Origin of the sequence: Bizionia sp. (genome assembly GCF_048259285.1) — a bacterium.
Classification (GTDB): Bacteria; Bacteroidota; Bacteroidia; order Flavobacteriales; family Flavobacteriaceae; genus Algorimicrobium; species Algorimicrobium hallyeonense.
This window is the reverse complement of record NZ_JBLXHU010000003.1, coordinates 131,874-150,088: the sequence shown is the minus strand read 5'-3', so window position 1 is coordinate 150,088 and position 18,215 is coordinate 131,874. Positions and strand designations below refer to the sequence as shown.

The window sequence follows — 18,215 nt, the reverse complement described above, 5'->3', positions numbered from 1 at the left end:
TAAATAAAATTATCTGTTAAAATTAAACAGTTCCCGTTGAGGCTGCTGAACTAATGGTTAATTGTTCAATATCACGATCAAATAAATACAATCCGCCTTTATCGTTTCCTATTAAATTTATTTTATCTAAAATGGTGCGTGCCATAGCTTCTTCTTCAATTTGCTCGCCTACATACCACTGTAAGAAATTGTGAGTGGCGTAATCTTTTTCCTGTAAACTAATATGTACTAACTCATTTATGCTTTCTGAAACATATACTTCGTGTTCATAGAGTTTTTCAAACATTTCTTGGAAGGATTTAAAGGTGACATTTGGCGCTTTTAATTCCGAAACATGGGCATGTCCGCCACGTTCATTCACAAATTTTATAAGTTTTAACATGTGGTCGCGCTCTTCTTGAGATTGGCTGTACATAAAGTTTGCCACACCTTCAAGGCCTTTTACTTCCGCCCAACAGGCCATGGCTAAATATATTTGAGACGATTCTGCTTCTACACGAATTTGTTCGTTTAATGCGTTTTCAATGTTTTTTGATACCATAATTTATGCTTTTAAGTAAAGTTACATAATTTCTTGAGGAGTTAAAGTTATAATACTCCTAAATAAGTAGCTATTTTGACCCCGTTTAGTTGGTAACAAATTTTAACCCAACAATGGAAACGATTAAAGTGGTTATAAAAAATAAACGCCAAAAATCTGCAGGTTCTTTAAAAATAAAGATGCCAACTAAAACGGTTCCTACAGCTCCAATGCCTGTCCAAACGGCATAAGCGGTTCCAATAGGTAAACTTTGTGTGGCTTTTACCAAAAGTACCATGCTAATGGTTAAACACACCAGAAAACCTATAAACCAATAGGTGGCCAAGCTTCCAGAGGTTTCCTTAAATTTTCCTAAACAGGCCGCGAATGCCACTTCAAATAAACCAGCAATAATTAATAAAATCCAATTCATACGTTTTTCTAAAATAGTTATAAACTGGCTCTAAAATACTTATTTTCTATGACGTTATACGGACTGTTTTATGAAACGTTTTGGCAGTAAATTTTTATGAATTTGTTTTTCGTAAAATGTCAATCGGATGCCAAAAAGTAAAACGAATCCACCTAATACCATTTGCAAGGTGATAGTTTCATCTAAAAACAACCAAGCTAAAATAGACGCCAAAATTCCTTGTCCTAATAAACTGACAGAAACCCGTGTAGCACGCATTTTTTTAGTGGCAAAACTAATGAGCAACCAGGCAGCTAGCTGACAGATAACGGCTTGCAAAACCAATACAAACCAACCCATATTGGAGAATCCGGAAAAGGGTTCGTTTAATCCGTAGCTTAAAAACCCTAAAAATACGGATGATGCGCCAAGGCTAATGGTCATAAAGGTTAATACGTTTAATTGTTTTAATACTTCTTTACTAATTAGCATGTAGAACGCATACAAAACACCCGAAAGAATACCGAAACTAAAGGCTAAATCGAAATCCAAGTTTCTAAACGTTGAAAAACCGACTAATAACATCATGCCAAAAACCGCCACTAATGTGCCAATCCAAAAATTGCCTCGTGGTTTATCTTTCAGAAAAAACAAGGCTAAAACACCAACCCAAACTGGGGATAAGTTTGTTAACAACGACGCTTGTGTTGCTGTAGATTCCTGAATAGCAATATTCCAAACGGCCACATCGCTCCCAAAAACAATACCGCAGAGTACAGCTAAAAGTCCCATTTTTACATTGGGAAGTTTAAACTGCTTTTTCCATAAAACAAATGGTACTAATAGCACAAACGAAAATGCCATGCGGTAAAATGCCGAAATAACACCTGGTGTTAAATTTAATTTAACCAAAACAGGGAAAACAGAAATACAAATTATGCCTATAACAAGGGCGATTCTAGCTTTTTTCATAATCTTAAAACCTTATGATTTAACAAGCTGCAAAAGTAGCGCCTCATGCGTGATTATTATGATATTAAATAGGCTATTTATTATACTATATTATCCCTTATTTGAGTTTGAATGAAAAACAGGCGAATTTTGTATTAAAAATAAATTTGTTGTGCCAAACGAAAGGTGTTAGCATGTGCTTCAATAATGGTTTTTATATCTGGCGAATAACCACCACCCATACTACACATAACAGGAATGTTCAGGTCATGGCAAGTCAGTAATACAAACCGATCACGTTCTTTACAACCTGCAATAGTAAGGGCTAATTTCCCTAATTTATCGGAAGCTATTACATCTACACCACATAAATAGTAGATGAAATCTGGTTTTTCTGAAGCTATTAGTTTGGGTAGCGTTTCTTTTAGAATTGTTAGATAGGTATCATCTGTCGTATTCGTTTCTAAAGCAATATCCAAATCACTTGCTTCCTTTTTAAAGGGGTAATTGCTTTTTCCGTGCATAGAAAATGTAAAAACCGAGGGATCATTCTGAAAAATCTGGGCCGTTCCATTGCCTTGATGCACATCTAGATCTACGATTAGAATTTTAGTTGCTAACTTCCTTTCTTGAAGATAACGAGCGCCAATGGCTTGGTCATTTAACATGCAAAATCCTTCGCCTCGATTGGTATATGCATGATGCGTTCCGCCAGCAATATTCATGGCAATGCCATGTTTTAGAGCAAATTCGCTCGCTTTTATGGTGCCATCGGCAATCATAACTTCGCGCTTTACTAATGCATCACTTAATGGAAATCCAATTTTCCGGATGGCTTTTGCATCTAATGTCAGGTTCAATAAATCATGATAATATGCTTCGGTATGCACACGTAAAATATGGGAATCATCGGGAATTTCAGGTTTGAAGAAATTGGCATTTGTACACGTTCCTTCATGAAGTAATTGCCTGGGAAGCAACTCATACTTCAACATGGGAAACCGATGCCTTTCTGGTAATGGATGTTTGTAAATAGGATGGAAGGCAATTTGAAGCATGCAATTTTTGAATTAATTTGAAAGCAGCAATGTAATAGTTTTAAGCGGCTTTTTGTAGGAATACATGCCTAAAAAAGCTTTTTATAAACATGTTGTTATTTTGTGTATATTTAATACTTCCTGTTATAACATATTGATTGATAGCGTATTTATTCATTATAAACAATACATTATGTTAGGAGAAACATTAAAAATTGCCTTTGGTGAATTGGGGCAGAAAGAAATTAAAGGCGAAAATGCCCACAACGATCGCATTTTAGAATATCAAGAAACAACGGGTTTAAAGTTCGGAAATGACGAAGTAGCTTGGTGCAGTATTTTTGCAAATTGGGTGGCGCTTCAAGCCAATTTACCAAGATCTAATAGTGCTATGGCTAGAAGCTGGCTTAAAATTGGTAATAAAACCGATTGGCCACAACCTGGTGATATTGTCGTGTTTTGGCGAACCGATATTAATGGTATATTCGGTCATGTTGGTTTCTTTTTGGGTTATACCAAAAGTGGAAAATCTATTTACTGCTTGGGTGGAAATCAAAATGATGAAGTGAATATTCAAACCTTTCCCTTGGATCGTATTTTGGAATTCAGAAGTCTGACGGACGCGATTGATGAATCACTAACTATCCCAACAGGTTATTTGCGAAAAGGTGATAGTAATGAAAACGTAAAAGTGCTTCAGAAAATCCTAATAAAATTAGATTATTTAAACGGTCATGCCGATGGTGTTTTCGGACCAAAAACAGAACAAGCCCTCATTAAATTCCAAACCGATTCCCATATTTTTGTTGATGGTATTTATGGTAGTGAATCCAGAAATGCTTTGCAAGATCAATTAAACGGCTAATTATTTATGTAGTTTTAATTGAATGCGTTTTCGGGGTACATCCACTTCCAATACTTTAACAATAACTTGTTGATGCAAGCTAACATGTGCATTCACATCGCTTACAAAACTATCCGATAAATTAGAAACATGGATTAACCCGCTTTCCTTGATGCCCACATCTACAAAAGCCCCAAAATTGGTGATGTTGTTTACAATGCCTGGAAGCAGTTGCCCTTCCTGTAAGTCTGTAATGGATTTAATGTTTTGGTTGAATGTAAATACTTTGGCTTGCTCACGAATGTCCAAACCGGGTTTTTCTAATTCTTTAATAATATCTTGAAGTGTTGGTAAGCCTACAGAATCTGAACAATAATCTGGTAAATTCAGTTTTTGAAGCACTGTAGAATTCCCAATTAATTCGGAAATAGGTTTGCCTAAATCTTTAGCCATTTTTTCAACAATGGTATAACTTTCAGGATGTACTGCAGAATCGTCTAACGGATTTTTAGATTCCTTTATTCTTAAAAAAGCAGCACCTTGTTCAAAAGCTTTATCGCCTAAACGCGGCACTTTTTTGATGGCATTTCGCGATTTAAAAACACCATGTTCTGTTCTGTAATTAACAATATTTTCGGCTAATTTCGGGCCAATTCCAGAGACATAACTTAATAATGATGTACTAGCCGTATTAATATTTACACCAACCGCATTCACACAACTTTCCACAACCGTATCCAATTCACTTTGGAGTTTTGTTTGGTCTACATCATGCTGATATTGACCCACGCCAATAGATTTGGCATCAATTTTCACAAGTTCGGCAAGTGGATCTTGCAAACGTCTTCCAATAGAAACAGAACCACGAACGGTAACATCATAATTTGGAAATTCCTCACGCGCAATTTTTGAAGCGGAATAAATACTCGCTCCAGCTTCACTCACTACAAATACTTGAATGTCGTTTTTAAAATGGACTTTTCTAATGAGTGCTTCGGTTTCCCGAGATGCTGTTCCATTACCAATGGCAATAGCTTCAATTTGATAAGCTTCCGCAAGGGAGCTTATTTTTTTCATGGCACCAATGGCATCACTTTTTGGCGGATGCGGATAAATGGTTTCGTTGTGTTTTAAATTGCCTTGCGCGTCTAGACACACAATTTTGCAACCTGTTCTGAAACCAGGATCAATGGCTAAAACACGTTTTTCACCTAGTGGCGAACCTAGTAATAATTGTTTTAAGTTTTTGGCAAATACAGTAATAGCGGAAGCATCGGCTTTTTCTTTGGCATTTTGAAGAGCTTCATTACTTAAGGACGGAAATAATAAGCGTTTGTAAGCATCTTGGATGGCTAATTGAATTTGAGATGCGCATGCGTTTCTGGATTTAATTATGCGATCTTCAATTTTAAATAAGGCTTTTTCGTCATCAATAGTGATTTTTGCTTTTATAAATCCTTCCTTTTCGGCACGAAGAATGGCGAGTAATCTATGTGATGGAATACGGCTTAACGATTCTTCCCATTCAAAATAATCACGAAATTTCTGTGCTGCTTCATCATCTTTTTTAGATTTTACCACCTTGGTAGAAATTATCGCAAAACGTTCTAATTGCTGTCGGATATTATTTCTAACATCGGTTCGTTCGTTAATCCATTCCGAGATAATATGTCTGGCACCTTCCAAAGCGTCTTCAGCAGAAGAAATATCGCCTTTTATATATTTATGAGCAATGGAGTCAACATCTGAAGCATTCTGACTCATGATTATTTTAGCCAAAGGTTCCAAGCCGTTCTTTCTGGCCGTTTCAGCTTTAGTTTTTCTACTTTTTTTAAATGGTAAATAGATGTCTTCTAATGTGGTAATATCTTGAGTGGCTTCTATTTTTTGTCTCAATTCAGCGCTTAAAACATCTTGATCTTCTAATGCTTTTAAAATAGTGATTTTTCGTTTTTCTAGCGTTTCAAACTGCTCCTTGTATTTAACGATGTCACCAATTTGAACTTCATCTAAATTTCCGGTGCGTTCTTTTCGGTAGCGCGAAATAAACGGAATCGTGCTTCCATCGTTTAATAATTCAACCGTATTTTTTACTGATGTTCCTGGTAATTGGGTATGGGTAATAATATAGGATACTAATTGCATGTAAGTCGTTTAAATAAAGTGTAAATATAAGGGCGTTCGCCACCAAACGGATTTATAAAGGTGTGATTGAAGCTGGAAATAAGTTCAAAATCCGAACCTAATTCGTCTTGAAGCATGCTGGTGTTATAGCGTTTTAAATCCAGTCCGCAGCATTTTTCAGCGCCATTAGTTGCAAAAACGGCAATGAGGACAAACCCATTTTTAGCAACTATTTGCTTAATGAGATTGAAATATGCTTGTTGGTCCTTTTCGGCAAGAAAGAAATGTAACACAGCACGATCTATCCATAAATCTATGGGTTCTAATTGGTTTAATTTTTTAGGATTTGTTAAATCATCAACCACACAATTCAAATTATAATTATGTGAGTTTTTAATGCGTGTTTGCAGTTTTTCAAGTGCTTGATTACTCAAGTCATTTACAATAAGGTTTGTATAGTCGACATCCAAAAGCGCATCGATTAAGGTGGTTGTTCCTGCGCCAACATTAAGAATTCTGGCATCTTTGGGAAGTTGTGTTTTTAAAACCAGTTTCATGGTTTGTTCAGGATTTTCTTCAAACCAACCCAATTGATTATCGGCTTTATTATAAGCGGTATTCCAATGCAATTTTAATTCCGATGACATAATATATAGTATTTGAAACGTTACCGATTCGTGATACGTAACGCCGTTTTTTCAGTGCTGTAAATTACTAAAAAAACCTCGCAGTACATAGTCTGCGAGGTTTTTCATTTATAATAATGTAATGGACTATTCTACAGCTTCAAATACTGCTAAAGGTGCCATTTTTGCCTTGTTTAATGTCATGGTATTTCCGCTTAAGGAAAAATTATCTACGGTATTTAAAACCTCTAAAAATTTCTGCTCAATCTTCATATCTTCTTCGGGACACGATTTCATGGTAGTAGCCATTTTAGACAGTTTCAACTGTAATTTATTGGCTACTTCAAAAGATCCATTAAAATTATTGCAACCGGCATATCCAAAAACTTTATTTTCATCGGTTGCAAATGAAATAAATGCTTCAGAATCGGTAATATCTTGACCCATTAATTTCACTAATTTCCATTTGGTATCAGTAAATGCTATTTCACCAGTGTTATTCATATCCTGTTTTTGCAGTACGTAAAATTCTGCCAATTCGCCTGTTACAACTTCGCCAGATTTATCTAATTGGATGAGTTTGTTTTCACCCACTTTAAATTTGGTTTCATTATCGTCAGACAGCAAAATATTTTGACCATTATCTTCCCATTTGTAGTATCCACGGGTTTCAAAGACACCATCTTTTTTGCCTAAATAATCCATAACTGCCTCGTAAGACATGTCTTCATTTAATCGAATCGTTGTTTTAATACCTTCGCAATCGGCACAAGGTAATGTTCCAACATACGTGCCTTTCCAGTCCAATGAATTTTGACTGGTATGCATATCTGGTTTCGTTTCATTTTCGGTTATTTCAACTTCTGTTGATTCTGTGTTTTCTTGTTTGTCTGATTTGCAGCTCACAGAAAATAGGAGTGCTAAAACAGCAAAGGCTACAATGTGTTTTTTCATAATAGGTGTTTTTAATTTCCTGATTGTTGTTGTGCTTGATTCACCATTTCCTCGTTAGGAACAATAGCAATGTTTACACGTCTGTTTTTGGCGCGACCTTCAGGTGTTGAATTATCAACTATAGGTTGCTCTTCTCCAAACCAATGTGTGGTTAAACGAGAACTGCTAATGCCTTTAACATCTCTTAAATAATCTGTTACAGCCATAGCTCTATTTTTAGATAGGGTCATATTATACGCATCATTACCGTTACTATCTGTATGACCAACAATTAAAAGGTTAGTATCTGGATATTCTTTAAATACGCCAGCTAATTTATCTAAATTTTCTCGCGATTGTGCGTTAATATTGTATTTTTCTGTGGCAAAATGAACACCACTATTTTCATCAAATGTCACAACGATACCTTGATCTACACGTTCCACGGTTGCGCCAGGAACTTCTTCTTCAATACGTTGTGCTTGTTTATCCATTTGGTTTCCAATAATGACACCTGCGCCACCACCAACAACACCACCGATTACAGCGCCTAATTCAGAACTACCACCTTTAACATTGTTTCCAATGATGGCTCCTAAAATTGCACCTCCAGCGACACCAATGGCAGCACCTTTCTGTCTGTTATTCGAATTTTCTACAGCCTTACAGTTGGTAAAACTAATTACCAAAACACCTGCAAGTGCTATTAACGTTATTTTATTAATTACTTTTCTCATTATTTTATTGTTTTGTAAAATTCATAAATATGGTGAATGGGCTTCCGTCTAAAGTTACGGTCTGACGCCATTGCATGGTTGTTGCTGTAATTCCAGCTAATTTTAAGCGATAGCCTTGGTTGGTATCTGAATTACCTTTAGCATCTACTGGTTTTAATAAAAAATCATATAAACCTGAAGTCGGATCAATTTCTTGAATGCTAAATTTAAATTTTCGTGGACCTGTAGCACAATTTCCACTATTAATTACATAGGTTCCCGAATTATTGTTTGGAACAAAATTCCAAGTACTGCCTTCAAAACAATCCGTTGAGGTGTCGTTAAACAAATCGACCGCAAAAGATCCTGTTTTACTATAATTAAAGGAGTTTAAGGTCCAGCTGCCTTTCAAATCTTTCTCCGAGTCGCGCACAACTTTGGTTGTACCGCAGGATAATAAACTCAATGTCAATACTAATATTATTAAATGTCTCATAAATGTTTAATTTTATATTTCAAATGTACATCTTAATAGGTTTGTATATTAATTCAAATGAAAAAAAACCGAATGCTAAAAAAGAATTAGAACCCTTTAAATCTGTCTAATATTGAGCTTATCTATCCCTGTTGTACTTTCTGATAACGTGACTGCCAATTAACACCTATTTAAAAGGCACTAAACTATATGTTGCGTTTTTTAAATCGAAAGATCCATAATAAAGTTGGTTGTTGTGAAAAAACACATCTTCAGCTGTGATATATTTATAGTTATGGCTGAATTTTTTTATTTTTTCAAAAACATTTTCAGAAACCTTGCCTTTCACATGATTAAAATCGCTGTCAAATTTAGAAGTGAAATATGTTGATTTTGACGATGTATACGAGCTGTAACTATAATGTGTAGGATTTATTGTCACCACATGTGTCGTTCCAGCAGTGACCATTCCGCCTGTCATCATCATACTTCCACCTGTGCTTATTTCTTTATTGCCACCAAGGGTTATATAGTAATGATTATCCTGAAACAGAACAGTCAAACCTAAATCACCAGTGGAAATTTTACGCAAATATTTCGAACTTTCTTCTAGTTCACGACGGTTTACAAAAGGCACAGCTGTTGCTCCTTCCTGAATTATTGGTGTGTTTTTAAACGTGATATGAGCATCTTTTTTTACAAAAAACTCTTTAATTGGCGTTCCCGAAATATCATTGATTATAAAGCGCATTTCGTCTCTGGAACTTGCTATTTGATAAAAGTATTCAGGACTCATATACGAGTTATACCGTTTTAAATCGCCCAATTTGCCTGTTGGATACTCATAAATTTTTGTGCTATGCGAAAAATCATCAAAATTAATGGTGAAGGCTAATGTTCCGATATCTTCAATCTCAAAAGTAAGAAATACTAAATTATCATACTGGTACATTTTATTAGCTCTTGACGTTTGCTCAATAGCATTAGGTACACGCGGATCAATTTTTTGAATATTTGTTTTTAAGGTTCCAGCAAATGAAAACGAACTATAACTTTTCCGTTCGCGCAAATTAACATCGTCGTGGTTTATTGGTATGCGAGTGACGGTTTTGAAGCCTAAAGCGTCGGTCATTTCCCGAATAATAATTACTTGTTCTGATGTGCTGGATAAAACATATAATTTGTTTTTATAATTAATAGCCTCAATAAACAGTTCATTATTAAAGTCGAAATCAAGTTCCGTAGCTGTACTTTTTTTTGTCTTGAAATCTAAAGTAAGAACGGCAAATTGCGTTTTCTTTTCATTAGAAAATAAAATGTGCTGTTGGGAGTCCGTTAATTTAAAACCTAAAGCCTGGTCATACTTACTTTTTATAAGTTCTGTTTGAAATTGCGATTGCAATTCAAAATCCGAATTAAACAAGTAGGCATAAACATCTTTACGCTCTACCATCAGTATGGTTAAATCGTTAGTAACTGTATTAGAAAGTGTAAAAGCATCTTTACTTGTTTTTCTGGAAACGTCTTCGTTTTTAAATGATAAAACTGCTTTTTGACTGAACATGCTGAATGCACTCAAAAAGAGCAACATAAATACGGTAATTTTATTCATAAAGTAGGTTTAAGAAATTTGAAGTCCATTTGTTACCGAAGCATCATCAGGATTTACAAATACCAATGCGCCTTCCGGGTTTTCCGTCAATAAAATCATGCCTTGACTTTCCACCCCTCGTAACTTTCTAGGAGCTAAATTGACTAAAACCGTAACTTTTCTACCAATTATATCTTCCGGTTTAAAACTTTCGGCAATTCCGGAAACAATGGTTCTAACATCAATACCTGTGTCTACTTCTAACACTAAAAGCTTATTGGCTTTTGGCATTTTTTCGGCCTCTAAAATCGTTCCTACCCGTAAATCGAGTTTCGAGAAATCCTCAAAACTAATGGTTTCTTTTTCAGGCTCTACGGCTTTATTGGAAGCTTCATTGGCTTTTTTACTGGCTTCTAATTTTTCTAATTGCAGTTGAATGGTTTCATCTTCTATTTTCGAAAATAATAATTCGGCTGGACCAATTTGATGTCCTGCTGGAATTAGAGTTGGTTTGGTTGAAATATCGTTCCATGAGTTCATAACTTCACCTGAACTATCACTATCATTTTCAGATACGCGAAGAATCTTTTTCAATTTTGCAGATGTAAACGGTAAAAATGGTTCGCCTAAAGTGGCTAAAGCGGAAGCAATTTGTAAAGCGACAAACATAATTGTTTTGGTTCGCGCTTCATCTGTTTTAACCAGTTTCCAAGGTTCTTCATCTGCTAAATATTTATTACCTAATCGCGCTAAATTCATGAATTCTTGACTTGCTTCACGAAATCTATAGCGTTCTATAGAACTCGATATCACGGCTGGATAGGCTTTTATTGCTGCAAGCGTTTCTTCATCTACTGTTGAAAATTCAGATGCTTCCGGAACAAAACCATCATAATACTTGTTGGTTAAAACGACCACACGATTAATAAAGTTCCCGAAAATAGCCACGAGTTCATTGTTATTTCTAGCCTGAAAATCTGCCCAGGTAAAATCGTTATCCTTACTTTCTGGTGCGTTGGCTGTTAAGGCGTAACGCAACACATCTTGCTGATTTGGAAAATCCACTAAATAATCTGGTAACCAAACGGCCCAGTTTTTTGAGGTTGATAATTTCTGACCTTCTAAATTTAAAAATTCGTTAGCTGGCACATTATCTGGTAAAATATACGAACCTTCAGCTTTTAGCATGCTTGGGAAAATAATACAGTGAAACACAATATTGTCTTTACCAATAAAGTGTACCAATTTGGTGTCATCACTTTTCCAGTACGGTTCCCAATCTTTCCCTACACGTTCTGCCCATTCTTTAGTAGCAGAAATGTAACCGATAGGAGCATCAAACCAAACGTAAAGCACTTTGCCTTCACCACCTTTAACAGGAACAGGAATTCCCCAATCCAAATCTCTGGTTACAGCTCTTGGACGTAAACCATCATCAATCCACGATTTAACTTGTCCGTAAACATTAGGTTTCCAATCTTTTTTGTGACCTTCTAAAATCCATTCTTTTAAGAAAGCTTCATGTTTATCTAGAGGTAAAAACCAGTGTTTGGTTTCTTTCATTGTTGGAACATTTCCAGTAATAGCAGATTTCGGATTAATTAAATCTGTAGCATTTAAACTACTACCACATTTTTCACATTGATCGCCATAAGCTTCTTCATTACCACATTTTGGACAGGTTCCTGTTACAAAACGATCGGCTAAAAACTGGTTGGCTTCTTCGTCGTATAATTGCTCGGTAATTTCTTCTATAAATTCTCCTTTATCATACAAGGTTTTAAAAAATTCTTGAGCCGTGTCATGATGAATTTTTGCAGACGTTCTGGAATAATTATCAAAGGTAATTCCGAAATCTTCAAAAGATTTTTTAATAATCGCATGGTATTTATCAACGATATCTTGAGGTGAAACACCTTCTTTTTTAGCTTTAATAGTAATAGGAACACCGTGTTCATCACTGCCGCAAATAAAGGCAACATCGTTATTTGTTAAACGTAAATAACGCGCGTAAATATCAGCAGGTACATACACACCAGCCAAATGGCCAATATGGATGGGACCGTTTGTGTACGGTAAAGCGGCTGTAATAGTATATCGTTTTGGTTGATTCATGATATTAATAAACTTGTGTCAAAAACAATAAGCCTATGCATGCCTTACTGTTTTTAATTATTATTTTGAAGTCACAAAAGTACGCATTTTAAGGTCTATTTAAACGTGTGAAATTATAAATTTTAGATGGCTTTTTTAAGATAACTTGTTTCTCATTTATGGTTGTTAAAATTTATAACATGTGAAAAAAAATGTACATTTACACTATGTCAAAAATCTCATTATTAATTGTGCTATTTTGTTCGGTTTTGTTCTTTGGAACAGATACGGCAAAACAGGTAGAATCATCAACTCAAAAATTGCAAAAATTGATACAACCACCATATTTAAAAGCAGGTGATACGGTTGCTATTGTAGCACCCTCGGGAATTCTAAAAAACCGTCAAGCCGAAGTCCAACGCGCTGTAAAATTATTAGAAAGTTGGGGATTGCATGCTTTGGTTGGTAAGCATGTTTTTAGTCAAGACAATCATTTTGCAGGTACAGATTTGGAACGTTGTGAAGATTTTCAAAAAGCGATGGATAATCCTACGGTTAGTGCTATTTGGGCTGCAAGAGGTGGTTATGGAACCGTAAGGATTTTAGATAAATTAGATTATACACAACTTAAAAAAAATCCAAAATGGTTAATAGGTTATAGTGATATTACAGCCTTACATAACGATTTTCATAATGAAGGTTTTGAAACCATTCATGCCATGATGTGCACCAGTTTAACAGCTGATGAAACCGGTTTAGACCAGACGATTGCTACTTTTAAAAAAGCACTGTTTGGCGAGCCCATTGCTTATACTTTAAGGGGTTCTAAATATAATAAAGTGGGCGTTGTAAATGCACCTATTGTTGGTGGTAATTTAACCATGCTTCATACCATGTTAGGCTCTAAAAGTAGTATAGATACATCGGGTAAAATTTTGTTTATTGAAGAAATTGGCGAATACAAATACCATGTAGATCGTATGTTACAAAGTTTAAAGCGCGCTGGTTATTTTAATAATTGCGCGGGCGTTTTAGTTGGTGATATGACTAAAATGCGAAAAAACACAACGGCTTGGGGAAGTTCTATTGAACAATTAATTTTAGATGCTTTATCAGACTATGATTTTCCAATTGCCTTTAATATGCCTGCTGGTCATGAAGATGATAATCGCGCCATGATTTTAGGGCAAGACGTGGAATTGGTGGTTGGTAAAGATCAATCTACAGTACAATTTTCAAAATAAGCGTTTCTGAACTTTGAAAAACAACATGGCTCCTAAATAATATAAACCAACATCTATTATATCCGCTGTGTATCGTGTGCTGATTTGTGGCATAAACCATTCAAAATATAAAGCAAAATAGGTTGTTAATCCCAAAACAGCCAACAACGGAACGTAGAGATTATCGGTTTGTTTCAGGTGCCTAATTACGGCCAAGCACAAACTTAAAACGATAGGCATGCATAAAAAATCATTCACGTAAAAATTAATCCAATCTGGAAGTGAAACCTGAAACCTTTGAGCTAAATAAATTAACGTTGCAATTAAGGCACTGATAAAAAAGAATGGGTGTTTTAAAATTTTCATGCTACAATGGAAGATATCAACCAGGCAATGAACATGCCAATAGCCATAAATGCCACGTAGATGGAGTGTGTAACTTTAGCAAATATACGAACCACTAAAAAGCGGTGATCTTTATTTTTTTCGTAGAAGGAAGGCGATTCTTCCTTTTGGATGCGCTCACGTTCTTTACGGTCTTTTTCATCTTGCGCAAACGCTAATTCTCGTCGCTTCTGGTAGGATAATAACGTGCCGCAGTTTGTACAATAATCTTGATTTGTATTGTAAACTCCACAATTCGGACATTTTATTTGACTTGCCATACCGCGTTTTTAAAGTAAACACAAAGGTACGACTTAATCTAGCAATATTAAATTTCTAAATGCTTATGTTTTAACTAGCATTATAGCTCAATAATCTGACAGCCTTGTAAAATTTGCACAGTCATATTTCCCGATTTATAACGTATTGTATAACCTATTTTTTCTAGTGAGCAGCGTGGTTCAATGGTGAATTTTATTAAACCAGAAACCTCAAAATCTGAATTTGTATTAAGTTTTAAAGGTTGGGTATAGGTGGTGTTTTCCCGTACCCAATTCACCGGGCCGTTTACAAAGGGATGCGGATCTATTTCTTCAACAGAACGCGGTATTTCTATAATATTATTTGTCATTTCTAGGTTCGCGTTTTTCTGTAAACCAGAACTAAACCGGCCTTTGTAGGCAACCTTTGAATGTGGAGACACAAAATAAGAATCATTTTTTAATATGATTTCGGTTACTAACTGATAGCCGTTATTTCCGATTTTTTCAATTGATAATTCTATATCATAAGTATCGGAAATAAACAGGGGGTTACCGTTAAACTCCATATAATTTGACGTTTCAGTTTTAGTTTTTAGTGCTAGATTTTGAACGGTTTCCGTTTCTGTAATTTTTGTTTGACCACAAGTTGTGCCTAAAAAAATAAGACTGTAAATAATTGATTTATACATAATTGATTCGTTTTGATTGTTTAGTAAAACTCCCTGAAACACGTGTAAAAAGTGTCAAAAAAATGTAAAAGAAGTGTGAACAGTTGTAAAAAGTCCTCAAAATGTTAGTTATTTACACCTGTTATGGCAAAAAGATTTATTTTTAAAATTAGTGGCTTACTAATTGTCTTATTATCAATTGTATTACTACTCACTACCAAAGATGATTCGACCTTATTTTCTGAACGCGTTAAAGTGTCATTACGTGAAGTTGGCAACCAATTATTGCTTATAAACCAAGATTCTACATCCTTGGTTTTACCTGTAAAAGCGCTTAAAAATAATACTTTCCAATTAACTTTTGAAAAGCCCTTATCTTTCGAGCCTAGTCAGTTAGTGTCCATAATTGACGCCTCATTTCATAAGTCAGCACTTCCAAATAATTATATAGTTGAAACTATTGCTTGCGAAGCTCAAGAAGTGGCTTATAGTTTTCAAATTTTAAATAATGTAGAAAATAGCATTGTACCTTGTAGTGGCAGATATTTACCGGAAAGTTGCTACGCCATCGAGGTGGTATTTACGGATTTAAAACCGCATGCATCCTTTAAAAAAGCTGGGCTTTATAGCTTGTTATTAAGTGGTTTTGGCTTATTGTTTTTTGGTTTTTATAAACGCAAAGAAGTTGTTTTAAGCACTAAAGAAGTTGGGAGTTATTCAGAAATTGGCAGTTTTCACTTTTATCCGGAACAGAACAAACTGGTCAAACATGCTGAAGAAATCAGTCTTTCTAAAAAGGAATGTGAGCTATTAGAAATATTTGCAGCCAACCCAAATCAAATCATAAAACGCGATGAACTCACTAAAAAAGTGTGGGAAGATCATGGTGTTTTTGTTGGCAGAAGTTTGGATACGTATATCTCGAAGTTACGTAAGAAACTCCAAGATGACACCTCCATTAAAATCACCAACATACATGGCGTAGGTTATAAGCTTGAACTTACATAGATTTAATTTCTACTAATTCACTATCTTGTAACTAATAGGGGTTTATATGGGAAGTAGTCATGGCACATCATAACGAATTAGGTGAATTAGGAGAACAACTAGCGGCAGAATATTTGCAAGCTAAAGGCTATGTTATTCTAGAGCGAAACTACCGATTTCAAAAAGCCGAAATAGATATTATTGCCAAACATAATAATCAGATGATTTGCGTAGAAGTGAAAGCCCGTAACTCTGATTTTTTTGGCGATCCACAAGAATTTGTTACACCTGGAAAAGTTAAATTACTTGTAAAAGCTATGGATGCTTATGTAACCGAAAATGATATTGATTTAGATAGTCGGTTTGATATTATAGCTGTTCTGAAAAATAAAACCACGGAAACCATTACGCATTATGAAAATGCGTTTTATCATTTTTAAATATTTTTAACAAGCATTTAATGAAAAGTGATATTGAAATTAAAAATTGGAAGGACTATTTAGAAATGAAATTTTCTGACCGAACAATTTATACAATTAATGATGCAACAGATGTATTGTCAAATGGGACATATTCGATTATTGCAAAAGGAAGTGAAACGGAGATTTGTTTTATTTGGCCAGATAAAGATTGGTTAACAATTGATGATATTCAATTTTATAATACTAAAGTCAGAGGCTGGTCAGGAGAATTATTAGGCGGAAATGGACCAAAAAATGGTGAGTTTAATCAAAAAAATATTGAACACGTAAATCTTGTTCTTGAAACGCCTTTAAAAAAAGGATGGACAAGTACTGATTATTTCTTATTTGGTAAAATCTTTAAGTCAGTTACCAAAGAAGGCATCAATCCAGATGCTGGTTTAGTAATATTGACAGATTATAATTATGGTTGTATTGGAATGATACTGTTTCCTATTTCATTACTCATAGATTTTGGCGTGACCAAAGGTTTAATAGGAAGGAAAAAAATTAGTATTATAAAGCCGATGATTCAATAAAAAAATATAAACAAGCGCTATTATAAACTGTTTTACTCATTAAAATAAGTTTCCAAATCTTCAACATGTTCTGGCTTTGCTAAAATAACCTTATCGCTATCTAAAACGAAATAGGATGGCGTAGCAGAAATGCCGTAGGCCTTAATTAATGGGCTATCCCATTTTTTTAAATCGTAAGTATGAATAAAACTTGGAAAATGCTCAATAGTTTGATTCCAGTTTCTAACGCCATCTTCCAAAGCATACGCTAAAACGGTAATTTCGGGATGTTGCGCCATAAGAGTTTTTACTTTTGGTAATTCTTCTAAACAATGACCACAGCCACTACTCCAGAAAATTAGAAGCGTACTTTTTGTTGGATTAAAACGGTGTAAATTGGTTTTTATAGCCTTGCTATTTTCTAAATATGTAAAATTGAAATCCATAGCCTTTTTACCGATAGCAGATTTATTATAATCTTCCAACGTTTCCAGTAAATAGGTTCTGTTAAAGGTTTTAGCAAGGGGTAATAAATAGGTGTCGCTAATGTAATTTGCCACGTCGGGTTGCTGTTTATCTATCATGATTTTCCACAGATTTTCCAAAACCATAATTTTGGCTTCGTCGGTATCGTTTGTTGCTTTTACCACATCGTCCACAGCCATTTTGTAATAGTTAGCATCTTCCGGCATAGCAAACACATAGGCCGTAACACGTTCATTTAAAAAATCAGAACTTTGCAACAAAGGATTACTGAAATCCATATAATCAAAATAATGCTTTTTTAAGTTTAATGAATAGGTGCTTACATCTTCATAAGCGCTAGGAATATAGGTTTTATTCGATTTTACAAAAGGCGAAATCATCATATTAGTCGATGCTTTTTCGTAAAAATCTTGTGTGCTCTTTAGGTTTTTGAAAATGGCTGTTATTTCAGATGAATCTGTTTTTTGCGACATATAATATCTGCCAATCGCACTGTTTATTTTTAAAATACTATCCGTATAAGTGTGCCATAATTTATTTTCTTCGGAAGCTGTAAAATGCAATCCTGTTTCTATATCGAATAGCAAAGAAATAGATTCTTTACCGTTGTAAAAAACATCAAAATTATTGTCTTCAACAGGAGTTGCATACACTATTTTATAAATTCCGATTTTAGAACCTGCCTGCAATTCTATAGACCAATACCCGTCAGTATCGGTTTTTGCCTGTTCTACATAGTTTGTTCCAGTAGGTGTTACATGATAAAGTAAAGCAAAATTGAAGGATTCGGCTGGCGAAAATTGACCTTGAATATGATGTTGCGCAAACGTTGTAAAAGATACAAACAGACACAGAAGGAAAAGATGGTTTTTCATGATTTGAGTTTCATTTAAATTAACAAA

At 34.8% G+C, this 18,215-nt stretch carries 20 protein-coding genes; 5 read left to right on the top strand and 15 right to left on the bottom strand.

The window, feature by feature from the left end:
* Positions 1-22: 22 nt before the first annotated feature.
* From ACN0QX_RS02580 to ACN0QX_RS02565, 4 genes are all read right to left on the bottom strand, one after another.
* A complete protein-coding gene (locus ACN0QX_RS02580) occupies positions 23-541 on the bottom strand; it encodes a ferritin (protein ID WP_417195378.1) in 519 nt (172 codons plus the stop codon).
* An 85-nt stretch (positions 542-626) separates the two neighbouring features.
* On the bottom strand, positions 627-953 hold the full coding sequence (locus ACN0QX_RS02575) for a DMT family transporter (protein WP_248397300.1): 327 nt from the start codon (positions 951-953) through the stop codon (positions 627-629).
* 54 nt (positions 954-1,007) lie between these two features.
* Entirely contained in the window at positions 1,008-1,904 is an 897-nt protein-coding gene (locus tag ACN0QX_RS02570) for a DMT family transporter (protein ID WP_248397302.1), read from the bottom strand.
* A gap of 134 nt (positions 1,905-2,038) precedes the next feature.
* Positions 2,039-2,941, bottom strand: a complete 903-nt coding sequence (locus tag ACN0QX_RS02565) for a histone deacetylase (protein WP_417195376.1) — start codon at positions 2,939-2,941, stop codon at positions 2,039-2,041.
* A 172-nt stretch (positions 2,942-3,113) separates the two neighbouring features.
* On the opposite strand from ACN0QX_RS02565, the gene ACN0QX_RS02560 reads away from it, so the two are divergent.
* Entirely contained in the window at positions 3,114-3,785 is a 672-nt protein-coding gene (locus ACN0QX_RS02560) for a TIGR02594 family protein (protein ID WP_417195375.1), read from the top strand.
* On the opposite strand, the gene ACN0QX_RS02555 is transcribed toward ACN0QX_RS02560, so the two are convergent.
* The 7 genes from ACN0QX_RS02555 to metG all read right to left on the bottom strand — a co-directional run bounded on the left by ACN0QX_RS02555 (position 3,786) and on the right by metG (position 12,344).
* Positions 3,786-5,909, bottom strand: coding sequence for a Tex family protein (locus tag ACN0QX_RS02555; protein ID WP_417195374.1), 2,124 nt, complete (start codon positions 5,907-5,909; stop codon positions 3,786-3,788). It lies immediately after the preceding gene.
* Positions 5,900-6,535 carry a class I SAM-dependent methyltransferase gene (locus ACN0QX_RS02550; protein ID WP_417195372.1) on the bottom strand — a complete coding sequence of 212 codons (636 nt, stop codon included), beginning with the start codon at positions 6,533-6,535 and terminating at the stop codon, positions 5,900-5,902. Before ACN0QX_RS02550 ends, ACN0QX_RS02555 begins: the two co-directional genes overlap by 10 nt.
* 126 nt (positions 6,536-6,661) lie before the next feature.
* A complete protein-coding gene (locus ACN0QX_RS02545) occupies positions 6,662-7,468 on the bottom strand; it encodes a copper resistance protein NlpE N-terminal domain-containing protein (protein ID WP_417195370.1) in 807 nt (268 codons plus the stop codon).
* A gap of 11 nt (positions 7,469-7,479) precedes the next feature.
* Complete coding sequence (locus ACN0QX_RS02540; RefSeq protein ID WP_248397315.1) at positions 7,480-8,184, bottom strand: OmpA family protein; 705 nt, start codon at positions 8,182-8,184, stop codon at positions 7,480-7,482.
* A 4-nt stretch (positions 8,185-8,188) separates the two neighbouring features.
* Positions 8,189-8,659, bottom strand: a complete 471-nt coding sequence (locus tag ACN0QX_RS02535) for a lipocalin family protein (protein ID WP_417195368.1) — start codon at positions 8,657-8,659, stop codon at positions 8,189-8,191.
* Positions 8,660-8,825: 166 nt separating this feature from the next.
* Entirely contained in the window at positions 8,826-10,250 is a 1,425-nt protein-coding gene (locus tag ACN0QX_RS02530; RefSeq protein ID WP_417195366.1) for a hypothetical protein, read from the bottom strand.
* 9 nt (positions 10,251-10,259) lie between these two features.
* Complete coding sequence (gene metG / locus ACN0QX_RS02525; protein WP_417195364.1) at positions 10,260-12,344, bottom strand: methionine--tRNA ligase; 2,085 nt, start codon at positions 12,342-12,344, stop codon at positions 10,260-10,262.
* A 206-nt stretch (positions 12,345-12,550) separates the two neighbouring features.
* Here metG and ACN0QX_RS02520 point away from each other — a divergent pair, with 206 nt between their 5' ends.
* Complete coding sequence (locus ACN0QX_RS02520) at positions 12,551-13,567, top strand: S66 peptidase family protein (protein WP_248397323.1); 1,017 nt, start codon at positions 12,551-12,553, stop codon at positions 13,565-13,567.
* Here ACN0QX_RS02520 and ACN0QX_RS02515 read toward each other — a convergent pair.
* From ACN0QX_RS02515 to ACN0QX_RS02505, 3 genes are all read right to left on the bottom strand, one after another.
* The gene (locus tag ACN0QX_RS02515) at positions 13,559-13,912 is read right to left on the bottom strand and encodes a hypothetical protein (RefSeq protein ID WP_376858581.1); all 354 of its coding nucleotides are present in this window, start codon (positions 13,910-13,912) and stop codon (positions 13,559-13,561) included. The genes ACN0QX_RS02520 and ACN0QX_RS02515 overlap by 9 nt on opposite strands.
* Positions 13,909-14,211 carry a hypothetical protein gene (locus tag ACN0QX_RS02510; RefSeq protein WP_376858583.1) on the bottom strand — a complete coding sequence of 101 codons (303 nt, stop codon included), beginning with the start codon at positions 14,209-14,211 and terminating at the stop codon, positions 13,909-13,911. The genes ACN0QX_RS02515 and ACN0QX_RS02510 overlap by 4 nt, the downstream gene beginning before the upstream one ends.
* Before the next feature lie 80 nt (positions 14,212-14,291).
* Complete coding sequence (locus ACN0QX_RS02505) at positions 14,292-14,882, bottom strand: hypothetical protein (RefSeq protein ID WP_417195362.1); 591 nt, start codon at positions 14,880-14,882, stop codon at positions 14,292-14,294.
* 123 nt (positions 14,883-15,005) lie between these two features.
* Here ACN0QX_RS02505 and ACN0QX_RS02500 point away from each other — a divergent pair, with 123 nt between their 5' ends.
* From ACN0QX_RS02500 to ACN0QX_RS02490, 3 genes are read left to right on the top strand one after another with little or no spacing between them, the layout of a single operon-like run.
* On the top strand, positions 15,006-15,869 hold the full coding sequence (locus ACN0QX_RS02500; RefSeq protein WP_417195360.1) for a winged helix-turn-helix domain-containing protein: 864 nt from the start codon (positions 15,006-15,008) through the stop codon (positions 15,867-15,869).
* A gap of 59 nt (positions 15,870-15,928) precedes the next feature.
* Positions 15,929-16,288 (top strand): YraN family protein, encoded by a 360-nt coding sequence (locus ACN0QX_RS02495; protein ID WP_417195358.1) that lies wholly within the window; start codon positions 15,929-15,931, stop codon positions 16,286-16,288.
* Positions 16,289-16,308: 20 nt separating this feature from the next.
* The gene (locus ACN0QX_RS02490) at positions 16,309-16,848 is read left to right on the top strand and encodes a hypothetical protein (protein WP_417195357.1); all 540 of its coding nucleotides are present in this window, start codon (positions 16,309-16,311) and stop codon (positions 16,846-16,848) included.
* Positions 16,849-16,880: 32 nt separating this feature from the next.
* On the opposite strand, the gene ACN0QX_RS02485 is transcribed toward ACN0QX_RS02490, so the two are convergent.
* Positions 16,881-18,188 (bottom strand): TlpA family protein disulfide reductase, encoded by a 1,308-nt coding sequence (locus tag ACN0QX_RS02485; RefSeq protein ID WP_417195355.1) that lies wholly within the window; start codon positions 18,186-18,188, stop codon positions 16,881-16,883.
* Positions 18,189-18,215: the final 27 nt, after the last annotated feature.

Bases quoted from the DNA above. Each gene is read 5' to 3' on its own strand.
- ACN0QX_RS02580 (WP_417195378.1), bottom strand. From the start codon at position 541: ATGGTATCAAAAAACATTGAAAACGCATTAAACGAACAAATTCGTGTA.
- ACN0QX_RS02575 (WP_248397300.1), bottom strand. From the start codon at position 953: ATGAATTGGATTTTATTAATTATTGCTGGTTTATTTGAAGTGGCATTC.
- ACN0QX_RS02570 (WP_248397302.1), bottom strand. From the start codon at position 1,904: ATGAAAAAAGCTAGAATCGCCCTTGTTATAGGCATAATTTGTATTTCT.
- ACN0QX_RS02565 (WP_417195376.1), bottom strand. From the start codon at position 2,941: ATGCTTCAAATTGCCTTCCATCCTATTTACAAACATCCATTACCAGAA.
- ACN0QX_RS02560 (WP_417195375.1), top strand. From the start codon at position 3,114: ATGTTAGGAGAAACATTAAAAATTGCCTTTGGTGAATTGGGGCAGAAA.
- ACN0QX_RS02555 (WP_417195374.1), bottom strand. From the start codon at position 5,909: ATGCAATTAGTATCCTATATTATTACCCATACCCAATTACCAGGAACA.
- ACN0QX_RS02550 (WP_417195372.1), bottom strand. From the start codon at position 6,535: ATGTCATCGGAATTAAAATTGCATTGGAATACCGCTTATAATAAAGCC.
- ACN0QX_RS02545 (WP_417195370.1), bottom strand. From the start codon at position 7,468: ATGAAAAAACACATTGTAGCCTTTGCTGTTTTAGCACTCCTATTTTCT.
- ACN0QX_RS02540 (WP_248397315.1), bottom strand. From the start codon at position 8,184: ATGAGAAAAGTAATTAATAAAATAACGTTAATAGCACTTGCAGGTGTT.
- ACN0QX_RS02535 (WP_417195368.1), bottom strand. From the start codon at position 8,659: ATGAGACATTTAATAATATTAGTATTGACATTGAGTTTATTATCCTGC.
- ACN0QX_RS02530 (WP_417195366.1), bottom strand. From the start codon at position 10,250: ATGAATAAAATTACCGTATTTATGTTGCTCTTTTTGAGTGCATTCAGC.
- metG (WP_417195364.1), bottom strand. From the start codon at position 12,344: ATGAATCAACCAAAACGATATACTATTACAGCCGCTTTACCGTACACA.
- ACN0QX_RS02520 (WP_248397323.1), top strand. From the start codon at position 12,551: ATGTCAAAAATCTCATTATTAATTGTGCTATTTTGTTCGGTTTTGTTC.
- ACN0QX_RS02515 (WP_376858581.1), bottom strand. From the start codon at position 13,912: ATGAAAATTTTAAAACACCCATTCTTTTTTATCAGTGCCTTAATTGCA.
- ACN0QX_RS02510 (WP_376858583.1), bottom strand. From the start codon at position 14,211: ATGGCAAGTCAAATAAAATGTCCGAATTGTGGAGTTTACAATACAAAT.
- ACN0QX_RS02505 (WP_417195362.1), bottom strand. From the start codon at position 14,882: ATGTATAAATCAATTATTTACAGTCTTATTTTTTTAGGCACAACTTGT.
- ACN0QX_RS02500 (WP_417195360.1), top strand. From the start codon at position 15,006: ATGGCAAAAAGATTTATTTTTAAAATTAGTGGCTTACTAATTGTCTTA.
- ACN0QX_RS02495 (WP_417195358.1), top strand. From the start codon at position 15,929: ATGGCACATCATAACGAATTAGGTGAATTAGGAGAACAACTAGCGGCA.
- ACN0QX_RS02490 (WP_417195357.1), top strand. From the start codon at position 16,309: ATGAAAAGTGATATTGAAATTAAAAATTGGAAGGACTATTTAGAAATG.
- ACN0QX_RS02485 (WP_417195355.1), bottom strand. From the start codon at position 18,188: ATGAAAAACCATCTTTTCCTTCTGTGTCTGTTTGTATCTTTTACAACG.